The organism is Bacillus sp. Marseille-P3661 (genome assembly GCF_900240995.1).
Lineage (GTDB): Bacteria > Bacillota > Bacilli > Bacillales > Bacillaceae_J > OESV01.
Genome location: NZ_LT965954.1, coordinates 665,476 through 684,669, shown reverse-complemented (window position 1 = coordinate 684,669; position 19,194 = coordinate 665,476). Strand labels below are relative to the sequence as shown.

At 35.2% G+C, this 19,194-nt stretch carries 22 protein-coding genes; 16 read left to right on the top strand and 6 right to left on the bottom strand.

Annotation, left to right across the window (positions count from 1 at the left end; translation table 11 throughout):
* The first annotated feature begins 48 nt into the window (after positions 1-48).
* Genes C1724_RS14450 through C1724_RS14435 form a run of 4 tightly spaced genes read left to right on the top strand, consistent with a single transcriptional unit; the run spans position 49 to position 3,037 of the window.
* A complete protein-coding gene (locus C1724_RS14450; RefSeq protein ID WP_102347433.1) occupies positions 49-699 on the top strand; it encodes a bifunctional 4-hydroxy-2-oxoglutarate aldolase/2-dehydro-3-deoxy-phosphogluconate aldolase in 651 nt (216 codons plus the stop codon).
* A 2-nt stretch (positions 700-701) separates the two neighbouring features.
* On the top strand, positions 702-1,850 hold the full coding sequence (dgoD, locus tag C1724_RS14445; RefSeq protein WP_102347432.1) for a galactonate dehydratase: 1,149 nt from the start codon (positions 702-704) through the stop codon (positions 1,848-1,850).
* 10 nt (positions 1,851-1,860) lie between these two features.
* A complete protein-coding gene (locus C1724_RS14440; protein WP_102347431.1) occupies positions 1,861-2,757 on the top strand; it encodes an AEC family transporter in 897 nt (298 codons plus the stop codon).
* Positions 2,758-2,773: 16 nt separating this feature from the next.
* Entirely contained in the window at positions 2,774-3,037 is a 264-nt protein-coding gene (locus C1724_RS14435; RefSeq protein WP_102347430.1) for an HPr family phosphocarrier protein, read from the top strand.
* A gap of 263 nt (positions 3,038-3,300) precedes the next feature.
* Here the strand turns inward: C1724_RS14435 and yhfH are convergent, their stop codons facing one another.
* The gene (gene yhfH / locus C1724_RS14430; RefSeq protein ID WP_102347429.1) at positions 3,301-3,432 is read right to left on the bottom strand and encodes a protein YhfH; all 132 of its coding nucleotides are present in this window, start codon (positions 3,430-3,432) and stop codon (positions 3,301-3,303) included.
* Positions 3,433-3,628: 196 nt separating this feature from the next.
* Between yhfH and C1724_RS14425 the strand changes: the two genes are divergently transcribed.
* The 5 genes from C1724_RS14425 to C1724_RS14405 all read left to right on the top strand — a co-directional run bounded on the left by C1724_RS14425 (position 3,629) and on the right by C1724_RS14405 (position 9,446).
* Positions 3,629-4,363, top strand: a complete 735-nt coding sequence (locus C1724_RS14425) for an MBL fold metallo-hydrolase (RefSeq protein WP_102347428.1) — start codon at positions 3,629-3,631, stop codon at positions 4,361-4,363.
* 240 nt (positions 4,364-4,603) lie between these two features.
* Positions 4,604-5,617, top strand: a complete 1,014-nt coding sequence (locus C1724_RS14420; protein WP_102347427.1) for an ABC transporter substrate-binding protein — start codon at positions 4,604-4,606, stop codon at positions 5,615-5,617.
* A gap of 159 nt (positions 5,618-5,776) precedes the next feature.
* Positions 5,777-6,796 carry an ABC transporter permease gene (locus C1724_RS14415; protein ID WP_102347426.1) on the top strand — a complete coding sequence of 340 codons (1,020 nt, stop codon included), beginning with the start codon at positions 5,777-5,779 and terminating at the stop codon, positions 6,794-6,796.
* Positions 6,771-7,565, top strand: coding sequence for an ABC transporter ATP-binding protein (locus C1724_RS14410; RefSeq protein WP_102347425.1), 795 nt, complete (start codon positions 6,771-6,773; stop codon positions 7,563-7,565). Before C1724_RS14415 ends, C1724_RS14410 begins: the two co-directional genes overlap by 26 nt.
* 246 nt (positions 7,566-7,811) lie before the next feature.
* Positions 7,812-9,446 (top strand): glycosyl hydrolase family 18 protein, encoded by a 1,635-nt coding sequence (locus C1724_RS14405; protein ID WP_102347424.1) that lies wholly within the window; start codon positions 7,812-7,814, stop codon positions 9,444-9,446.
* 43 nt (positions 9,447-9,489) lie between these two features.
* Here C1724_RS14405 and C1724_RS14400 read toward each other — a convergent pair whose 3' ends face one another.
* Positions 9,490-9,873, bottom strand: a complete 384-nt coding sequence (locus tag C1724_RS14400; RefSeq protein WP_102347423.1) for a FixH family protein — start codon at positions 9,871-9,873, stop codon at positions 9,490-9,492.
* A 33-nt stretch (positions 9,874-9,906) separates the two neighbouring features.
* The gene (locus C1724_RS14395) at positions 9,907-10,494 is read right to left on the bottom strand and encodes an SCO family protein (RefSeq protein ID WP_102347422.1); all 588 of its coding nucleotides are present in this window, start codon (positions 10,492-10,494) and stop codon (positions 9,907-9,909) included.
* A gap of 347 nt (positions 10,495-10,841) precedes the next feature.
* Here C1724_RS14395 and C1724_RS14390 point away from each other — a divergent pair, with 347 nt between their 5' ends.
* The 3 genes from C1724_RS14390 to aceA all read left to right on the top strand — a co-directional run bounded on the left by C1724_RS14390 (position 10,842) and on the right by aceA (position 15,176).
* A complete protein-coding gene (locus C1724_RS14390; protein WP_180994281.1) occupies positions 10,842-12,110 on the top strand; it encodes a M48 family metallopeptidase in 1,269 nt (422 codons plus the stop codon).
* Between the two features lie 156 nt (positions 12,111-12,266).
* The gene (gene aceB / locus C1724_RS14385) at positions 12,267-13,859 is read left to right on the top strand and encodes a malate synthase A (protein WP_102347421.1); all 1,593 of its coding nucleotides are present in this window, start codon (positions 12,267-12,269) and stop codon (positions 13,857-13,859) included.
* Positions 13,860-13,895: 36 nt separating this feature from the next.
* Positions 13,896-15,176 carry an isocitrate lyase gene (gene aceA / locus C1724_RS14380; protein WP_102347420.1) on the top strand — a complete coding sequence of 427 codons (1,281 nt, stop codon included), beginning with the start codon at positions 13,896-13,898 and terminating at the stop codon, positions 15,174-15,176.
* A gap of 186 nt (positions 15,177-15,362) precedes the next feature.
* Here aceA and C1724_RS14375 read toward each other — a convergent pair whose 3' ends face one another.
* Positions 15,363-15,599, bottom strand: coding sequence for an IDEAL domain-containing protein (locus C1724_RS14375; protein WP_102347419.1), 237 nt, complete (start codon positions 15,597-15,599; stop codon positions 15,363-15,365).
* Positions 15,600-15,762: 163 nt separating this feature from the next.
* Positions 15,763-16,230, bottom strand: coding sequence for a DUF3939 domain-containing protein (locus tag C1724_RS14370; protein ID WP_102347418.1), 468 nt, complete (start codon positions 16,228-16,230; stop codon positions 15,763-15,765).
* A gap of 147 nt (positions 16,231-16,377) precedes the next feature.
* Between C1724_RS14370 and C1724_RS14365 the strand changes: the two genes are divergently transcribed.
* Both C1724_RS14365 and C1724_RS14360 read left to right on the top strand, forming a co-directional pair.
* Complete coding sequence (locus tag C1724_RS14365) at positions 16,378-16,596, top strand: hypothetical protein (RefSeq protein ID WP_102347417.1); 219 nt, start codon at positions 16,378-16,380, stop codon at positions 16,594-16,596.
* Positions 16,597-16,751: 155 nt separating this feature from the next.
* On the top strand, positions 16,752-17,291 hold the full coding sequence (locus C1724_RS14360) for a competence protein ComK (RefSeq protein WP_258000401.1): 540 nt from the start codon (positions 16,752-16,754) through the stop codon (positions 17,289-17,291).
* 3 nt (positions 17,292-17,294) lie between these two features.
* On the opposite strand, the gene C1724_RS14355 is transcribed toward C1724_RS14360, so the two are convergent.
* Positions 17,295-17,660 (bottom strand): hypothetical protein, encoded by a 366-nt coding sequence (locus C1724_RS14355; RefSeq protein WP_102347416.1) that lies wholly within the window; start codon positions 17,658-17,660, stop codon positions 17,295-17,297.
* A 185-nt stretch (positions 17,661-17,845) separates the two neighbouring features.
* Between C1724_RS14355 and C1724_RS14350 the strand changes: the two genes are divergently transcribed.
* Positions 17,846-18,439 (top strand): TVP38/TMEM64 family protein, encoded by a 594-nt coding sequence (locus C1724_RS14350; RefSeq protein WP_102347415.1) that lies wholly within the window; start codon positions 17,846-17,848, stop codon positions 18,437-18,439.
* A 132-nt stretch (positions 18,440-18,571) separates the two neighbouring features.
* Positions 18,572-19,123 carry a signal peptidase I gene (gene lepB / locus C1724_RS14345; protein WP_102347414.1) on the top strand — a complete coding sequence of 184 codons (552 nt, stop codon included), beginning with the start codon at positions 18,572-18,574 and terminating at the stop codon, positions 19,121-19,123.
* Positions 19,124-19,194 lie beyond the last annotated feature (71 nt).

Below are 19,194 nucleotides of genomic sequence, written 5' to 3'. Positions count from 1 at the left end.
TAATAATGTGAAGTATGAATTTCTGATAGAAACGAGGGAGACTTAATTATGAAAAAGATAGAAGATTTAAAACGATTAACTGATTCAGGGCTAGTAGCCGTAATTCGTAGACCGAAACGTGAGGATATCAGGCCGATTGCTGAAGCATTAGTAGCTGGTGGAGTTGGTGCTCTCGAAATTACTTTAGATACAGAAGGCGCATTAGAAGCTATTACAGAATTAAAAAGGGACTTAGGGGATAAAGTTCTTGTCGGAGCTGGAACTGTAATAGATAAGGAAAGCGCAAAACGTGCGATCGAACATGGCTCTGATTTCATTTTTTCTCCTATTTACGATGTTGAAATGATTCAATTAACAGTTCGCTATGGTAAAATTTCAATTCCAGGGGTCATGACACCAACGGAGATATTAAAAGCATATGAAGCAGGTGCAGATATTCTAAAAATCTTCCCAGGTGGGACGTTAGGTGCAAGCTATATAAAAGATTTACAAGGACCGATGGCACACATCCCGATCATGCCAACAGGTGGCGTCAATTTAGAAAATGTACAGGATTTTATTAATAATGGTGCTGTAGCAGTTGGAGTTGGGGGATCATTATTAGATAAAAATATCATTGCCGACAAGCGCTGGGATGACTTAAGAGCACTTGCGCAGGCATTTACTGATAAAATTCAAGAAGCAAAGGGAGTGAAGTAATCATGAAAATTACAAGCCTAGAAACTTTTGTAGTCCCACCAAGATGGTTATTTCTTAAAATAACAACGGATGAAGGGATTGTTGGTTGGGGAGAACCTGTTGTCGAGGGTCGTGCGCACACAGTGAAAGCAGCAGTAGAAGAATTAAGTGAGTACTTAATTGGAAAAGATCCACTGCGCATCGAAGATCATTGGAATGTAATGTACCGTGCTGGTTTTTATCGTGGCGGTCCAATCTTAATGAGTGCAATTTCAGGGATTGATCAAGCGCTATGGGATATTAAAGGAAGGTTCTTTAATGCGCCTGTTTACCAGCTGTTAGGTGGTGCATGTCGTGATTCTATCCGTGTTTATTCTTGGATTGGTGGCGATCGTCCAAGTGATGTTGGTCAAGCTGCAAAAGACGTAGTAAACGTAGGCTTTACAGCAGTTAAGATGAATGGTACAGAAGAGCTTCAATATGTAGACTCATATAAGAAAATAGATGAAGTAGTAGAAAGAATAGCAGCTGTTCGCGAAGCTGTTGGTGGGGAAGTTGGTATTGGTATTGATTTCCACGGCCGCGTACATAAACCAATGGCAAAAATTCTTGCGAAAGAATTAGAACCATATCGTCCGATGTTCATTGAAGAGCCTGTATTGGCAGAAAACAACGAAGCACTTCGTGATATAGCTAATCATACGAACATTCCAATTGCAACTGGAGAAAGAATGTTCTCACGTTGGGATTTTAAACAGCTATTATCTGATGGTTATGTTGATATTATCCAACCGGATTTATCACATGCAGGCGGTATTACGGAATGTAAAAAGATTGCATCAATGGCAGAGGCTTATGATGTAGCATTAGCTCCACATTGTCCATTAGGTCCGATTGCGCTAGCTTCATGCTTACATGTTGATGCGACATCACATAATGCATTTATTCAAGAACAAAGTCTAGGTATTCATTATAATCAAGGTAGTGATTTATTGGATTATATTGAAGATCGTTCTGTCTTTGAATATAAAGAAGGGTATGTCGGTATTCCTCAAGGGCCAGGACTTGGTATTACAATCAATGAAGAGCATGTTCGTAAAATGGCAGAGGTTGGTCATAACTGGAAAAACCCTGTTTGGCGTCATAAGGATGGATCTGTAGCAGAGTGGTAGGATTAATATAATGAATATATTTATTCAAGTAGTGTTGCCGGTTCTGCTAGTGTTTGTGGCAGGCTTTGCTATACAAAAATGGCGTAAACTCCATATTGCATCGGTTTCTGCAGTCGGCATTTACATCATGACACCGGCATTGGTTTTTCGAACGTTTCATACAGCTGAATTAAATATAGATTATTTAAATATGCTAGTATTTTCGTTCATTCTATTATTTGCCATTATTTTGATAAACAAGGTCTATGTGAAAGTAAAAAAATATCCACCATCGCTTGAAAGTGGATTAATTTTATCGACTGCATTTATGAATTCGGGGAATTATGGTGCACCGATTATCTTATTCGCTTATGGTGAAGTAGGTTTTGCATATTCGATTTCAATTTTGGTGATTCATTCAATCTTTATGAATGTTTTTGGTGTTTATTATGCCGCAAGAGGAGAATCGGGCTATAAGCTGGCATTGAAATTAATATTTCAAATGCCAGCAACCTATGCACTAATTATTGCACTATTGTTTAATTGGTTAAACATTAAAATACCAACAAATATTTCATCAGTTGTTGATATTGTTGCGGATGCTACAATCCCAACCATTATGCTAGTACTTGGAATGCAATTGGCGGAGATATCATTAAAAGGCATGCGATGGAGCGAGATTATATACGGATCTATTGTTCGTTTATTTATATCACCTCTTTTAGCAATAGCAATTATATTTTTTATTCCTATGGATCCGCTCTTAGAAAAAGTATTAATTGTATCTTCTGCTATGCCAACAGCTGCAGGTATTGTTTTGTATGCAGTTCAATTTGATGCTGAGCCAGACCTTGTGTCAGGTACAACGCTAGTAAATACATTAATAAGTGTTATTACGGTTACATTATTACTAATAATACTAGGATAAAGTGAGGGATAGCGATATGAGTGAAAAAGAAGTAAAAAAGGAAATTATAGTAAACATAGATGAATCACAGACAATTACTGAGTTAAGCCAGGTTATTAATCCATTTAAGTCAGAAATTTATTTAAAGAAGAATGTTAACGGTTCGATTTATGATATTAATCTTAAAAGTTTCCTAGGTTTAATTAATCTCCGATTATCCAATGGTGATAAAATACTTGTTCGAGCTGTAGGCGAAGATTGTGAAGCTGCAGCAGCCAAGGTAATCGATTACTTAACATAATAATGAAATTAAACCCCTTTACTCAAAAAACGAGTAAAGGGGTTTTTGTAGTTTAGGTATTAATAAAATGGCTATGATGGATAACTTAGTGAGGTTTGATAAAATATCTTATCATATTATGGAAGGAATATACATATAATTAATCTGTTTTAATACAGATAATAAAATTCATTTAAAAGCAAAAAAAAACAGCCATTTTTAGCTGCTAGTAGGGTAGAAGTTTAGTTAGTTATTAATGGTTATTGCCCGATTAAAACCGTCAATTATTTTACTTCGCTATGACAGTTGTCGCAATGGCTTAAATAAGATTCAGCTTGCTCTTCAATAACTTTTCCGCATTCACAGCATTGTTTAGGTTCTAGTGATTTAAAAAATTCAATTGGACTTTGAATCATCTGTAATCCCTCCGTTGTATCAGTTTTTAGTTAATTGTATTACAACAGCTATTGTAATTTTATTGTATTACAACAGAGAAGAATGTGTCAATACTGTTTTAAAACATATATCAAAAATGTGCGCTGAATTTTGTTTTATTAGTTATTTTTGATATGTTTAAAATAAGAAAATTTTCATAAAAAGGGGCTGGGTTTTGTGAAATTAACGGTACTAGGCTACTGGGGTGGATTCCCACAGGCGAATGAGGCATCCACAGGTTATATTTTGCAAGATAACGATTTTACACTACTTATTGATTGTGGTAGTGCAGTTTTATCTAAGCTACAACAATTTGTAAAAGTGATGGATCTTAATGCTGTAATTCTTTCTCATTACCATCATGATCATGTAGCGGACATTGGCCCGCTGCAATATGCACGAATGATCCATACTTTATTAGGCAAGGGTGACCAATGTTTACCGATATATGGGCATACGTATGATCAACAAGCCTTTGAAAATTTAACTAAGCAGCCGCATACCATTGGTATGGCTTATAATCCTGATGAGGAATTAACAATTGGGCCTTTTACAATTACGTTCTTAAAAACTAAACATCCGGTCACTTGCTATGCGATGCGGATAACAAATGGAACTAAAACATTGGTATATACTGCAGATTCTAGTTATTTACCGGAATTTATTTCATTTTCTAAAAATGCGGATGTGCTGCTTTGTGAATGCAATTTATATGCTGGACAAGATGGTGCAAGTATGGGGCATATGACGAGTCAGGAAGCGGGGCAAATTGCACATGATGCTAATGTTAGAAGATTGATACTAACACACCTACCTCACTTCGGTTACCATTCAGACTTATTAACTGAGACTAGGAATGAGTTTAAAGGTTTAGTTGAGTTAGCTAAAGAAGGTCTTATTGTAATACCTTAACTAAAAAGTTAAAAATATGGGTGTATTAAAGACAATTTAAATCATTATTAAGTGAAACGTCATACGCATTAAATATGATGTTTCTTTTTATATTCAAACTAACGATTAACTATCTAAAAAAGTATCTTAATATATTTTATTTTTAAAAAATAACGCATTATATGATTGATGTTTTCGAAAATTTCTGTATAATTTAACACATAAAAGTATATAAGTAAAAATTTTAGGGGGATTAATAAAATGAATTGGAAAAAGATTATTGGCAGTTCAGTTTTAAGCTTAGCTCTTTTAGCCGGTTGTGGTACGCAAGAGCAAGAATCTGGGCAAAATGCTAGTGAACCAACAAATGAACCACCAGCAGAAGAAAAAGCAGCTTATAAAGTTGGGATTACTCAAATCGTTGAGCATCCATCATTAGATTCTGCCACAGAGGGATTTAAGAAAGCCTTAGAGGATGCGGGATTGACTGTAGAATTTGATGAGCAAATTGCACAAGGTGATCAAAATAATAACCAAACAATCGCCAACAACTTCGTTGGTAATCAAGTAGACTTAATATTTGCTAATTCTACACCAAGTGCACAAAGTGCATTAAATGCTACGAAGGATATTCCAATTATCTTTACTTCTGTTACAGATCCTGTAGGTGCTAGTTTAGTAGAATCAATGGACAAGCCTGGAGCGAACATTACTGGAACAACAGATACACATCCAGACGCTATTCCAAATACGGTTGCTTTCATTGACAAATATTTTGAAGGTAACAAAGTAGGCATGGTATTTAATGCAGGTGAACAAAATTCTGTTGCACAGGTTGACCTAGTTAAACAAGCGATGGAAGGAACAGATCTTGAAGTAGTAGAAGTTTCTGTTTCTACGTCAGCAGAAGTAAAACAAGCGGCGGAATCATTAGTAGGATCTGCAGATGTTATTTACATTATTACAGATAATACTGTTGTATCTGCATTAGAAAGTGTTGTAGCAGTAGCTACGGAAAATGATATTCCAATGTTCGTTGGTGAGCTGGATTCAGTTGAGCGTGGTGGATTTGCTGCATATGGTTTTGATTATTATGATATCGGTTATGAAGCAGGTGTAATGGGTGCACAAATTTTAAAAGGTGAAAAAACTGCAGCTGATTTACCGGTTCAATATCCTCAGAATCTAAAGCTTGTAATCAATAAAGCGCAAGCAGCCGAAATGGGTATTGAAATGAATTCAGAATGGGAAAGTATCGCGGAATTTATTGAATAGAAAACTTTTTAAATGGTGCGGGAGTCCTTCTCAATTAAAGGCACTCCCGCATTGTATTGTATTTAAAAAAGCAAACCGCCTTGGTTCGCTGATACTGGCATTGCATGCAGTACTTTATGCTTTGTCTTATAACAAAAAAATTTGAGAGGATGAGCGTTCATGTTTATAGCAATATTCGGCTCGGTAGAATCAGGAATTATCTATGCAATAATGGCTCTAGGTGTATACCTCTCGTTTCGTATTTTAGATTTCCCTGATTTAACCGTTGATGGCAGTTTTGTAACTGGAGCAGCTGTTACTGCAATCTTAATAGTGAACGGTGTAAATCCTTTCTTTGCAACGATAGTTGCTTTGTTTGCTGGGTTTATCGCGGGATGTATAACAGGATTATTGCATACTAAAGGTAAAATTAATGCATTATTATCCGGAATATTAATGATGATAGCTTTATATTCTATCAATCTACGTATTATGGGAAAATCGAATGTTCCACTTTTAAATGAAGAAACAGTCATTACGAAATTAACAAATATTTGGCAGGTACTAGGCTTAGATAACCTAATTAATAATTCATTAGCTGCAGCGGGTTTGGATGGTTATATTCCAAAAACGTGGGCGATTATATTTTTTATGTTGATTATTACTTTGTGTATTAAATGGATCACCGACTGGTTTTTGCGGACAGAAGTTGGCTTGGCGCTTAGAGCAGTAGGGGATAATAAACGCATGATTTCCAGTTTTTCAGCTAATACGAATACACTTACTGTTATTGGTTTAGGAATTTCGAATGGATTAGTAGCTTTTTCGGGTGCATTAGTTGCACAGTATAATTCATTTAGTGATGTTGGAATGGGGATAGGTATGATTGTAATAGGCTTAGCATCGGTTATTATCGGTGAAGCGCTATTTGGTACTAAAACAATCGCCCGGACTACACTAGCAGTTATAGGTGGTGCCATCATCTACAGAATCGTCCTAGCGCTTGCGCTTAAGGTGAAGTTTTTAGAAACGGGCGATATGAAATTAATTACAGCTACAATTGTTGTTCTAGCTCTAACCGTGCCAAAAATTATTGACTCTCAAAGAGAGAAAAAGCGAAAACGAGTACGTCGAAATGCTCAGATGCTAGAAGTGAGTAAGGGAGCTGATAATAATGCTAACTCTGCAGCAGATATTTAAGATATTTAATGAGGGCACGCTCGACGAAAAAATAGCTCTTAATCATGTCAATTTGTCACTTAAGCCGGGGGATTTTGTTACAGTGATCGGCAGTAATGGCGCCGGTAAATCAACTTTAATGAATATGATCTCAGGGGTATTAACACCTGACGTAGGATCAGTTATTATTGATGGCCAAGATGTAACGAACTTACCTGAGTACAAACGGTCAAGATTAATTGGCCGAGTTTTTCAGGACCCTATGGCAGGAACAGCTCCTACAATGACAATTGAAGAAAACTTAGCAATGGCGTATTCACGGGCTACACCGAGAAAGCTAAGAAAAGGTGTTACCAAAAAAAGACGTGAATTTTTTAAAGAACAATTAACAAGCCTGCATTTAGGACTTGAGAATCGTCTAAATGCTAAAGTGGGTTTACTTTCTGGTGGAGAACGACAAGCATTGTCATTATTAATGGCAACCTTCACAGAACCTAAAATATTATTATTAGATGAACATACTGCTGCATTAGACCCTGCGCGTGCTGAATTGATCACGAACCTAACAAAAGAAATTGTGGAAAAGTTAAAGCTCACAACCCTAATGGTTACACATAATATGCAGCAAGCACTAGATTTAGGTAATCACTTGATCATGATGGATAAGGGACAAATTATATATGAAGCCAATGGTGAGGAAAAACAAAAGTTATCGATCGAAGACCTATTAAATGAATTTAGAAGAATTCGTGGGGAACAAATGGCTAGCGATCGTGCTATATTAGGCTAATTCAAATCTCTCAAGAGTTTTTCATAGTATTTTATGAAAAGCTTTTGTGGGATTTTTTTGCTGTTAGAAACCTAAAATTATAGCAAACTTGGTGAAAGTATGGAAAGTAAAGTTCATTGAGGGATGTACGTTTTTTACCGAGAAAAATCCACCCTATCATCTTATTTTCCATTTATTGTTTTTGATCTATAATGTGAGATCCGTTATCGTAGAATATAAGAGATTGCTAGATGAAAGGGAGAGGTTATGAAAAAAATCCTAGCATTATCCATTTCTATCATAATGATCGCAAGTTTATTTCCAACCGTAAGTATGGCTGCAGTAAACGAACGGCTTAATATGACTTATTTATTTGCCAACAGTGCAGCTGAACCTATTAATTATATAAATATGACTAATGATTCACTAAATCAAGTTTCTCCACAATACTTCGAAATTGAGAACGATGGCACACTTGAAATTAATATGCCTTCTAATAGTAAAACATTTATTGAGGAAATGAAAAAACGTAATATAGAAGTCGTACCGTTTTTGGCTAATACTTGGGCTAATGGCGAAAAAATGTTTGATAATAGTGAACAAATTGCGGAAACTGTTGCTAGTACAATTGTTGAACATAATCTTGACGGTATCAATATTGATATTGAAGGCTTAGGCTCGACATATCGAGATCAATTTACAAATTTTATTAAAATATTAAGAGGGAAGTTACCAAAAGATAAAATTTTAACAATTGCGGTTGCGCCGAACCCATGGGGAACAAATAAAGGTTGGCAAGGATTTTATGATTATGAAGCGCTTGATAGATACGTAGATTTTCTATTTATTATGACTTATGATGAAAGAGGCGGCGGAACGAAAGATAATGGTCCTGTAGCAAGTTTATCTTTTATAGAAAAATCCGTTCAATATGCTCTTAAATATGTATCTCCTGAAAAGCTCGTTTTAGGGATCCCGTTCTATGGACGGGTATGGAATCTAGAAGATGTGAAAGATACTGAAAATAATAATACAAATAGGGTATTAGGTAGTTCAATTTCCCTTAGCAAAGTAGAGTCATTGCTTCAAACATACAATGTAGAGCTAGAATATGTAAAAGAACATGAAAGTGTAAGAGGTCGATTTGAAATAAAGTCAGGTGATCAGCCATTTAAGCTAAAGTCATGGGAAGACCCATTAAAGCCCGGAACATATGAAATGTGGATAGAAAACGAGGAATCAATTATGAAAAAAATTGAACTCGTCCATAAATATGATTTAAAGGGTGTCGGAAGTTGGAGTTTAGGTCAAGAAGATCCTGTTATTTGGAAAAACTTCCGACAATGGTTAGATGGTTTAGATTTTGTTGATGTTCCAATTGGCCATTGGGCGCTAGGTCCGATTGCATATGTCAAAGAAAAGCAATGGATGTTAGGGAAAAATGATATTACAACCTTCATGCCATCTGATTCTTTAACACGTGCAGAGGCAGCTACGGTTCTAGTTCGTGTTCTAAAGCTTAATTATCTACAAGAACCTTCTTCACCATTTTCTGATGTCGGTTCTTCTTACTGGGCGAAAGGAAACATTGAAATTGTAAGACAGCATGGCATAATGAAAGGAACCGAGGCTGATAAATTTGAGCCCGGAAAGGCATTAAGTCGAGAAGAAATGGCGGTAGTTCTTGAGCGGTTGTTAAGTAGTGAATTGAGCGGAACATCGGGATATTTACCATTTAAGGATGAATCTAAAATTTCAAGCTGGGCATTTAGTTCAGTTGTTCGCATGAGTTCTAATGAAATTTTCTCAGGATATGAAGACAGCACATTTAGACCGAAACAGGCAATTAATCGTGCCGAAATGGCTGCGCTTTTAAGTCGTCTATCGAGCTACTTCAATTAATAATATAAAAAATGCCCAAACCAAAAATGGTTGGGCATTTTTGTTACTCTGTTATAGTAAAACTGCTTTTTTCCATCATATGCATGGACATTGCGTCTGCATGGTAATAGACAAAGTATGTTCCAGGAGATTCGAAACTTTTCTCCAATGTGTAGGAGCCGTCGCTAGTATGCTCAATTGGAATCATAATGTGTTCAGAATCTTCTTGGCCATCTTGCCAAAACTCAAGTTTAACATCCGCATCTTCGACAGCTTGGTCACCTGCGGTAATTTTCACTTCGAAGGTTATCGGTTCATTGATTTTAGAAGTATCAGGGGAAATCGTAAATACAGCTGCAGGGAAAGCAATTTGCTCTTCCTCCGCTTGATTGTTGCAGCCAATTAAGCTAGCAGCTAGAAAGAAGAATGGAACTAATTTTTTAAGCATCTACTTACCTACTTTCAAATAGTTTCTTTTGGATTAACTAATTTCTTTCATTATTCTCTTGTAGATTCTATCTGTGTCGAAACCTTCACCCATCGGCAATGATTCTAATAATCGATTGTTTTCATCCATTAAATAGGTGAAAGTTGTGTGTACAAAGTTTCCAGTACCAGGGTCACGATACATAAACTGAAAGGCATCTGCTAGTTTTTTTGTATCTTCTTCACTACCTCTTAAAAAATACCAACCAGTGCTATCGCTTTTAACATCAAAGCGCTCGGCATATAACTGTAATTTTTCTTTTGTGTCTCTTGAGGGGTCTATTGTAACCGTTAAAAATTCTACTTGGTCACCAAAAACTCCGTTTTCCTCAAATGTTTTTCGTAATTGATTCATTCTTAACGATGTTGTAGGACATACATCGGGACAATTTACATACATAAATTCAATTAGGCGTACTCGTTTTGGACGGTCTGAAAAATCATACTGCGATCCAAAAGCAGTTTCCATAATAATATCCTCTGGTAATTCAACACTACCAGGTCGTACAACTGTTAAATACAAGATTCCTGATGATATACCAATTACAGCTAATGCTATGAATACTATGTAAGCTTTCTTCACTATGTCACCTCTTCTGATTTTACATTTTGTAGATTTTAAATATAAACAATTACTAAAACTAGTTAACCTGCTTTATTTATCATACAATATGAAAATAAAAGTTTACACATGGTGAAATAAAAAACAATGAACATTATATGAACAAATCAAAGATCAGAGATTGTCAACTGGAGTTGTTTATTTTAATATAATGAAAATTAATCTTCAAGTTTGTGCTAGTATTGGCAAACTAGTGGTCTTTGCTATTCACGAAGCAGGTTGATTTATATCTTTGGGTAAAATAGTTCTAAAACAATTATTTATAGCTAAAATGGTAAATAAAGGTTGTACAAAGGAGATGGTATATCTTGAAGAGGTTTATGAAGTGGCTGTTCCTTCTATATGGTATCTATGTAATTTTAATTGTTGGGTATTTCTTGTTAGGCATACAGTCTTCAAATTTACCTGAATTCTTTCAAGGTTCTGCAGCTGACCCTGAGACGTTTATGAATGAACGTGAAATGGAGTTGACCTACGAATATTCAAAAATAAAGCATATTATCTTCTTTCTATTGCTACCTTTTGATTGGCTCTTATATCTCACCATATTAGCGTTTGGACTATCATCCATGTTTCGAAATTGGTCCATAGCGATAACAAAATTCACATGGATTCAAAACGCTATATATGTATTTTGGTTGTCTATTTTGACATTCATTGTTATGTTTCCAATAAGCTACATACGATATGAAATCTCAAAATCATATGGAATTACAACTTCTACATTTTCAATTTGGATGAAGGATTTATTTATCGACTTTTGGATAGATTACTTGTTTATTACGCTCATTACAATTGTGATTTATGCTTTAATTAAAAAGATGGGTAAACGTTGGTGGTTATATGCGTGGTTATTATCGGTGCCTTTTTCCATTTTTGTAATGTTTATTCAACCTGTACTAATTGATCCGCTATATAATGACTTTTATCCATTAAAAGATAAACAACTAGAGGAAAAAATATTAACTTTAGCAAACTCGGCTGGTGTTCCAACTGAGCATGTATATGAAGTGAATATGTCAGAAAAAACAAATGCGCTAAATGCATATGTTACAGGTGTGGGTTCAAATTCAAGGATCGTCCTTTGGGATACAACACTTAATAAGCTTGAGGATGAAGAAGTCTTATTTATCATGGCACATGAGATAGCCCATTATGTGAAAAAGCATATATACGTAGGTATTGTTGTATACCTTGCTGTTTCATTTGTTGGTTTATTTTTGACAGCTAAAATTTTAGATGGAGTTTTACGAAAATGGGGGGAAGCCCTTAAAATCAAGGGTGTTCAAGACTATGCGAGTTTACCATTGATACTATTGATTATATCCATGCTGACATTTGCTTCGAGTCCATTTACAAATGCGATTTCAAGGTATCAAGAACATTCTGCAGATATTTATGCGATTGAAATGACAGAAGATAAAGAAGCTGCCATCGGTGCATTTCAGAAACTTACTATCGCAGGATTAAGCGAAGTAAATCCACCGCTTTTAGTTAAATGGTTGCGATATGGGCATCCAACAATGCTTGAAAGATTATTGTTCATTGAGAACTATGAGACAAACGTAACTAATTAAATACTATTTAAAATGCCCCTTTTTGGTAAATTTATAAAATTTTCCAAAAAAGGGGTTTCGTTTTTAGAAACACTGTTATATAATACATTAAGAAGTTAGTGTTTCTGTATTATAACATATTGATATTGATTTACTTAAGAGGGGAGTGGGGATGAAATGGATATTCAAATTTCGGGGATTAAAGTAATTGGCCAGGTAACACAAGAGTATGGAGAAATTCTTACTCCAGCAGCACTGTCTTTTATTGAAAAACTAGTCCGGAATTTTGGGACACGAAGAGAAGAGCTTTTAGAAATGAGAAAGCTTAAGCAAGTAGAAATTGATAATGGTAGAATGCCAGATTTTCTACCTGAAACAGATCATATTAGGAATGGAAATTGGACAATTGCACCGTTACCACATGATTTACTAGATCGAAGGGTTGAGATCACAGGACCTGTTGAACGAAAAATGATCATAAATGCGTTAAATTCAGGTGCAAAAGTATTTATGGCTGACTTTGAAGATGCAAATTCGCCGACGTGGGATAACTGTATTCAAGGACAAATTAATTTACGAGATGCAGTTAATCGAACAATTGAATTTGTAAATCCTAATGGAAAAATTTATAAGCTAAATAAGGAAATTGCAACACTTGTTGTAAGGCCAAGGGGATGGCATCTTTTAGAAAAACACGTAGTTGTAAATGGTAAACCAATATCAGCTAGTCTTTTTGACTTCGGTTTATATTTTTTTCACAATGGTAAACGGTTAATAGAGAATGGCAGCGGCCCTTACTTCTATTTACCAAAGATGGAATCACATCTAGAAGCACGTCTTTGGAATGATGTCTTTGTATTTGCTCAAAATGAATTAATGATCCCTCAGGGAACGATAAAAGCAACTGTTTTAATTGAAACAATACTTGCTTCATATGAAATGGATGAGATTTTATATGAGCTCCGTGAACATTCAGCTGGATTGAATTGCGGACGATGGGATTATATTTTCAGTTATATTAAAAAATTTAGAAACCACCAACATATAATTTTGCCAGACCGGGCTTTAGTAACAATGACTGTTCCATTTATGCGAGCCTATTCATTGTTAACAATACAAACGTGTCATCGTCGCAATGCGCATGCCATAGGGGGGATGGCCGCTCAAATTCCAGTAAAGAATAATCCTTTAGCTAATGAAGAAGCTTTTGCTAAGGTAAAGGCTGATAAAGAGCGTGAGGTAAATGATGGTCACGATGGTACATGGGTAGCGCACCCTGGGCTAGTACCGGTTGCATTAGATGTGTTTAACAAAGTGATGCAGCAAGCCAATCAAATAGACCGGAAACGCGAAGATGTTCATGTTACTGCTATAGAGTTAGTTGAAGTACCCACGGGAGCGATTACCGAACAGGGGGTTCGTACTAATATAAATGTTGGAATTCAATATATAGAATCATGGTTAATGGGGCAAGGAGCCGCGCCAATTAATAATTTGATGGAAGATGCCGCAACTGCGGAAATTTCTAGAGGACAGTTGTGGCAATGGATACGACATCCTAAGGGGGTCTTAAAGGATGGTCGAAAGATTACGGTTGAAATGTTTCGAAGAATAAAGGAAGAAGAGTTAGAACAAATGAGAAATGATGTCGGTACAGAACGATTCGAGAAAGGAAAATATTTAGAAGCAGCAGCTCTTTTTGAGAAACTGACACTTTGTTCTGAATTTGAAGATTTTCTAACATTACCGGGCTATCAATTATTACCGTAATTAAAAAAAGTTAACAAATGAGAGGGGAATTTGGGGATGACAGTACATGAAAGAATCTCAAGGTTAGAAGAAAGTTGGAAAATTGTAGAACGTTGGAACGGTATAAAAAGGCCATATTCAGCTGAGGATGTTCTACGCCTTCGCGGCTCTATTGATATTGAATATACATTAGCTCGATTAGGAGCAGAGCGTCTTTGGAAATTAATTAAAGAGGAAGATTACATTAATGCACTTGGAGCTCTTACAGGAAATCAAGCAGTTCAGCAAGTGAAAGCTGGTCTTAAAGCTATATATTTAAGTGGTTGGCAAGTTGCAGCAGATGCTAACCTTGCTGGACATATGTACCCTGATCAAAGCTTATATCCAGCAAACTCAGTACCTGTAGTTGTTAAAAGAATCAACCAAGCACTTCAACGTGCAGACCAAATTCAAACAACTGAAGGGCAAGGGGATGTCCATTGGTTTGCCCCAATTGTAGCAGATGCAGAAGCAGGGTTTGGCGGCGCACTAAATGTTTTTGAGCTAATGAAAGGCATGATTGAAGCGGGTGCTGCCGGAGTTCACTTTGAAGATCAATTATCATCAGAGAAAAAATGTGGCCATTTGGGAGGTAAAGTACTACTCCCAACCCAAACTGCTGTAAGGAATTTAATTGCAGCAAGACTTGCTGCTGATGTTATGGGTGTTCCTACGGTAATTATTGCACGTACTGATGCGGATGCAGCAGACATGATAACTAGTGACATTGATGACAATGATAAGCCGTTTCTAACTGGTGAGAGAACACTTGAAGGTTTCTACCGTACTACACCAGGCCTAGCACAAGCGATCTCGAGTGGTTTAGCTTATGCACCTTATGCAGATTTGATTTGGTGTGAAACCTCCACACCTGATTTGGAGCAAGCGCAGGCATTTGCGGACGCTATACATGCTAAGTATCCAGAAAAAATTCTCGCATATAATTGTTCGCCATCGTTTAACTGGAAGAAAAAGTTAGACGATGAAACAATTGCAAAATTCCAAAAAGAACTTGGTAAGATGGGCTACAAATTCCAGTTCGTTACTCTTGCGGGGTTCCATGCTCTTAACCATAGTATGTTCACTTTAGCAAAAGGTTATAAAGAACGAGGAATGGCTGCGTATTCTAGCTTACAACAAGCTGAATTTGCTGCAGAGGAAGATGGTTATACGGCTACTAAGCATCAACGTGAGGTAGGAACTGGTTACTACGATGAAGTATCACAAATTGTTTCCGGTGGCACGTCTTCAACTACCGCTTTGAAAGGCTCTACAGAAGCAGCTCAATTTACTTCTTAAGTATTTATATTGTTACGTCTATTCTCAAGAATACTTATTGTCACCTTCTGTTAGCGGACAGAAGGTTTTCTAATTATAATTGACTTCGAGAAAATACCTAATAATAGTTCTATATGGAAAAGCGTGACATATGCTAATCTTGTGAGCTTGTTGAAACAAGAAAAAAAGGGAACATTGTGTTCCCTCTTAAGTAGATATACTTAAAAGTTTATTATATTGTTCAGATAGTTCTGAAAATAGTTCGCGGTCCTTTAAATCTAGGGCATTATCAATTTGTTTTTGTAATAAAGCTTTTTCATGATTAAATAAAGATTCGTCAATAATCATCTGAATATACGTATTAAGGACAAAATTCGTTTCGTTTCTATTTAATTCCGTAACACGAGCTTTCATTTGTTCAGTGTATGACTTTTTATTTTTCATGTTTCTGATCACCCCTGATTCTCTTTTTATTATTATATTAGTGTAAAAGTATTTTATCAACACTTTTTCAAAAATTTCTGAAAATTAGCTAACAAATTTTTTATCTCCCGCATAACAGGCAGGAAGATCCCACCTACATAAAAAACCAGAGTAATTTAGTAAATTACTCTGGTTTTTTATGTGTAATTAAATTTTCTGAATCAGTAAGATAAAAATCGATAGGTGGTCTTTCGTGAATCAGGCCGTTGTTTTCGAGTAATAAATAACTAACTTTATGATAAGGGTCACCAGGGATTTTGGGTGTCTGTTGATGCATATTAACAAATGCATCAACTGCTGCTTGAACTAAATCTAAGTATTTAGGTATATCCTTTTCGTTTTCTTCAAAAACTTCGTAAGTTTCTTTTGACATGTAATAATCCTTTTCAGGAAGGCCCTTTAAGTATGGGACTAATAATTCAAAGTCAATTGTATGATCATGCTTAACAAGCACTTTGGTTGTGACGCCTGTTGGTGCATCGTTTGCAAATGCCCTGATTGCTTCCTTCACTGAATTCAGATCAGTACTTATGATATCAGGAGTAGTATTTTTGGTATCGGTAGTGTTATTGCTTTTTTTCCATGGCCACATAATATCACCCTTATTTATATTATCTTTATTACATATAAATTATTTATCATAGTAATGAGTACGTCTATATTTTATTAAAATTTATGGATTATTTTGGTCATAAGGGGGAATCTAATATTGGAAATAAATTGCTAAGGAGGCAAGAGCATGCCAAAGAAAAAAAGCACAACGCCACTGGGTACCTCTGAAATTGCTAACAGTACAGCATTGAATCCTGAATTTACACTAGGAGTGGATACTGACATATTTAATCCTTCAGGGAAAGATTATATAGAAGGTGAATCAGTTGATGAGCATCATATAATCGAGCAAGCAAATGAGTATCTTGCAGAAGAGGAATTAAAACAAGAATACAATAATCTCTAATGAGTGACGATTGTCACTCATTATTCATTTATTACAGTCAGTGATTTATAGAAATAAAGTATATTCCGTGTTATCATCATTTTAGTGCATAACTACAAGAATTTATCACATCATATTGTTCTAACGATATATACTTATAATGGGGTGATGGGCTAGTGAAAGGCGAATATTATTTCGATCCCAGTATTGAATTTGAAGTAACTCCTTACACAATGGCAGTTATCGGAGAAAAGTTAAGCAACGAAACGCCGGCGTATTCTAGGATACTAGAAGTAGAAGGTGAATTTATCATTAACTTGAAACCAACTACCATAATAGATAGAAGTTGTAAATACTTTGGTTCAAGTTTGAAAGGAAGGTTGGAAGGGACTCGTGAATTAACTGGAATTACTTATAAACCACCCATTGCTATAGATCCAACTAATGAAATCTATATGTTTCCAACCGTATCTCCATATAAAGACACCTGTGCGTGGATTGCCCACTCTTACATACTAAACTATCATACGGTAGCTCCTGAAAAAACTATAATCACCTTTACCAACCATCAATCTATTATATTGAATGTTTCAAAAGGCTCTTTCGAGAACCAATTAAATAAAACTGCTCAATTTAGGTTTATTTTATCAAAACGATTAATTTGGAATCAGCAAAAGATTAGAAAGTATCCTCAAAAGGAATTAGACTTAGTTTAGAAATTAATCCTTAACTTCACTATGTGTTAAATATTCTAGTAATAATAATTCCACTTTATTTTTAATTCGTGGATTAAAATAATTATGTTTTTCCTCATATCCTTTATACACGAATAGGTAGCATGAAAATACATTGTCCTTGTCTTCGTGAAAGACTTTCATCTGTTTTTTTTGCATTTTAAGTTTTACCGCTTTTAAATCTTTGTGAACCTTGGTAATTGTTCTTTCGATTAAATGGATATATGGTTTTTTTAATTTGAATTCTCCTTGTTTAATTAATAAAAGGTCTTTGTTTAGAATAGTTAATACCATAGGCAGAAAAATGGACATTTCAAATATATTGCGCTCCTCATCACTAATATTGTCCAACTTTATCACCTCTTAAATAAGAACATCTGTTTGGTTTTATTTTAATTAAAAGCACCAATAAAAGCAAGCATTAATATTATTTAATTTGCTTGTACTTTATGTTTTCGTAAAACAAAAATAGTGTAGTATCATTTTTATTGGGGAAAGTAAGAAGAGTTATATTAGGGTATAAGGGAGTATCGTGGATGGACTTACAAGATTTTAAAGACTTTTTTACGATCGAAAATATATTACATCTGCTTAATGATTATGCAGCATTAGGTCCAATTCCCGGAATTTTACTACCTATGTTAGAAGCGTTTATACCTATACTTCCATTATTTCTGTTTGTAATGGCAAATGCTGCAGCATTTGGTCTTTGGAAGGGTTTTTTACTTTCATGGATAGGAGCAACGTTAGGTGCACTTCTAGTGTTTTTTATTACAAGGAGACTTGGACAGAGGAGATTTTTTCGATTTTTAGCTAAGCATGCGCAAGTTAGAAAACTAATGAATTGGGTTGAACGTCATGGTTTTGGTTTTTTGTTTCTATTATTATGTTTTCCTTTCTCACCATCATCTGTAATCAATATTGTTGCAGGATTATCGAGGGTGAGTATTTATCAGTTTATGTTAGCGGTATTGCTTGGTAAATTAATTATGATTTTCACTATTTCGTTTATCGGCTATGATGTTCGATCATTAATAGAAGAACCTTTAAAAACTGTTATTGTTTTAATATTAATATTCTTATTATGGATTATTGGTAAAAAGATTGAAATTAGAATTCAGAAAGGGTGAACTCCTTTCACAGTTTTACAGTTTATTTGAATTAAAAAGTTTGTTTCTCATTCATTTACTTTTTGAGCTTGTTGATTTACACGTCCAAAACTCATTGATAAAATATGGATATATCTAGATGGGGGAGTGGGCATGAATCAACTGAAAAGTAATGAGGGTGTGGAATGGTTAAAAACAATAGGTATAGCTATTGTTCTAGCGGTGTTTTTTAGATCGTTTTTCTTTTCTAGCTATATCGTCGATGGTGAATCAATGATGCCAACGTTAGAAGATGGGAATTTATTAATTATTAATAAAATCGGCTATGAAGTTGGTAAGTTAGAAAGGTTTGATGTCATTGTTTTTCATGCGACGAAGGAAGATGATTATGTAAAAAGAATTATCGGATTGCCTGGAGATAAAATAGAATACGCTGATGATGTCCTCTATATAAATGGAGAGCCCTATAAAGAACCGTATTTAGAAAAGTATAAAACCAATTTAGATGAGAACCTTACTGGAAATTTTGATTTACCCCATCTTACTGGACATGATGTTGTCCCAGAGGGCCATATTTTTGTACTCGGGGACAATCGAAGAGAAAGTTTAGATAGCCGTTTCTTTGGATTTGTAGATATAGATAGGATTGTAGGGGAAGTGAACTTAAGATATTGGCCAGTGGACGAAATAGGAATAAAATTTTAAGAACAAGATCTCATTCTTGTTCTTTTTATTATTTCAAATCAAGGCTATTTCAACTGACTAATCTTAAGAGA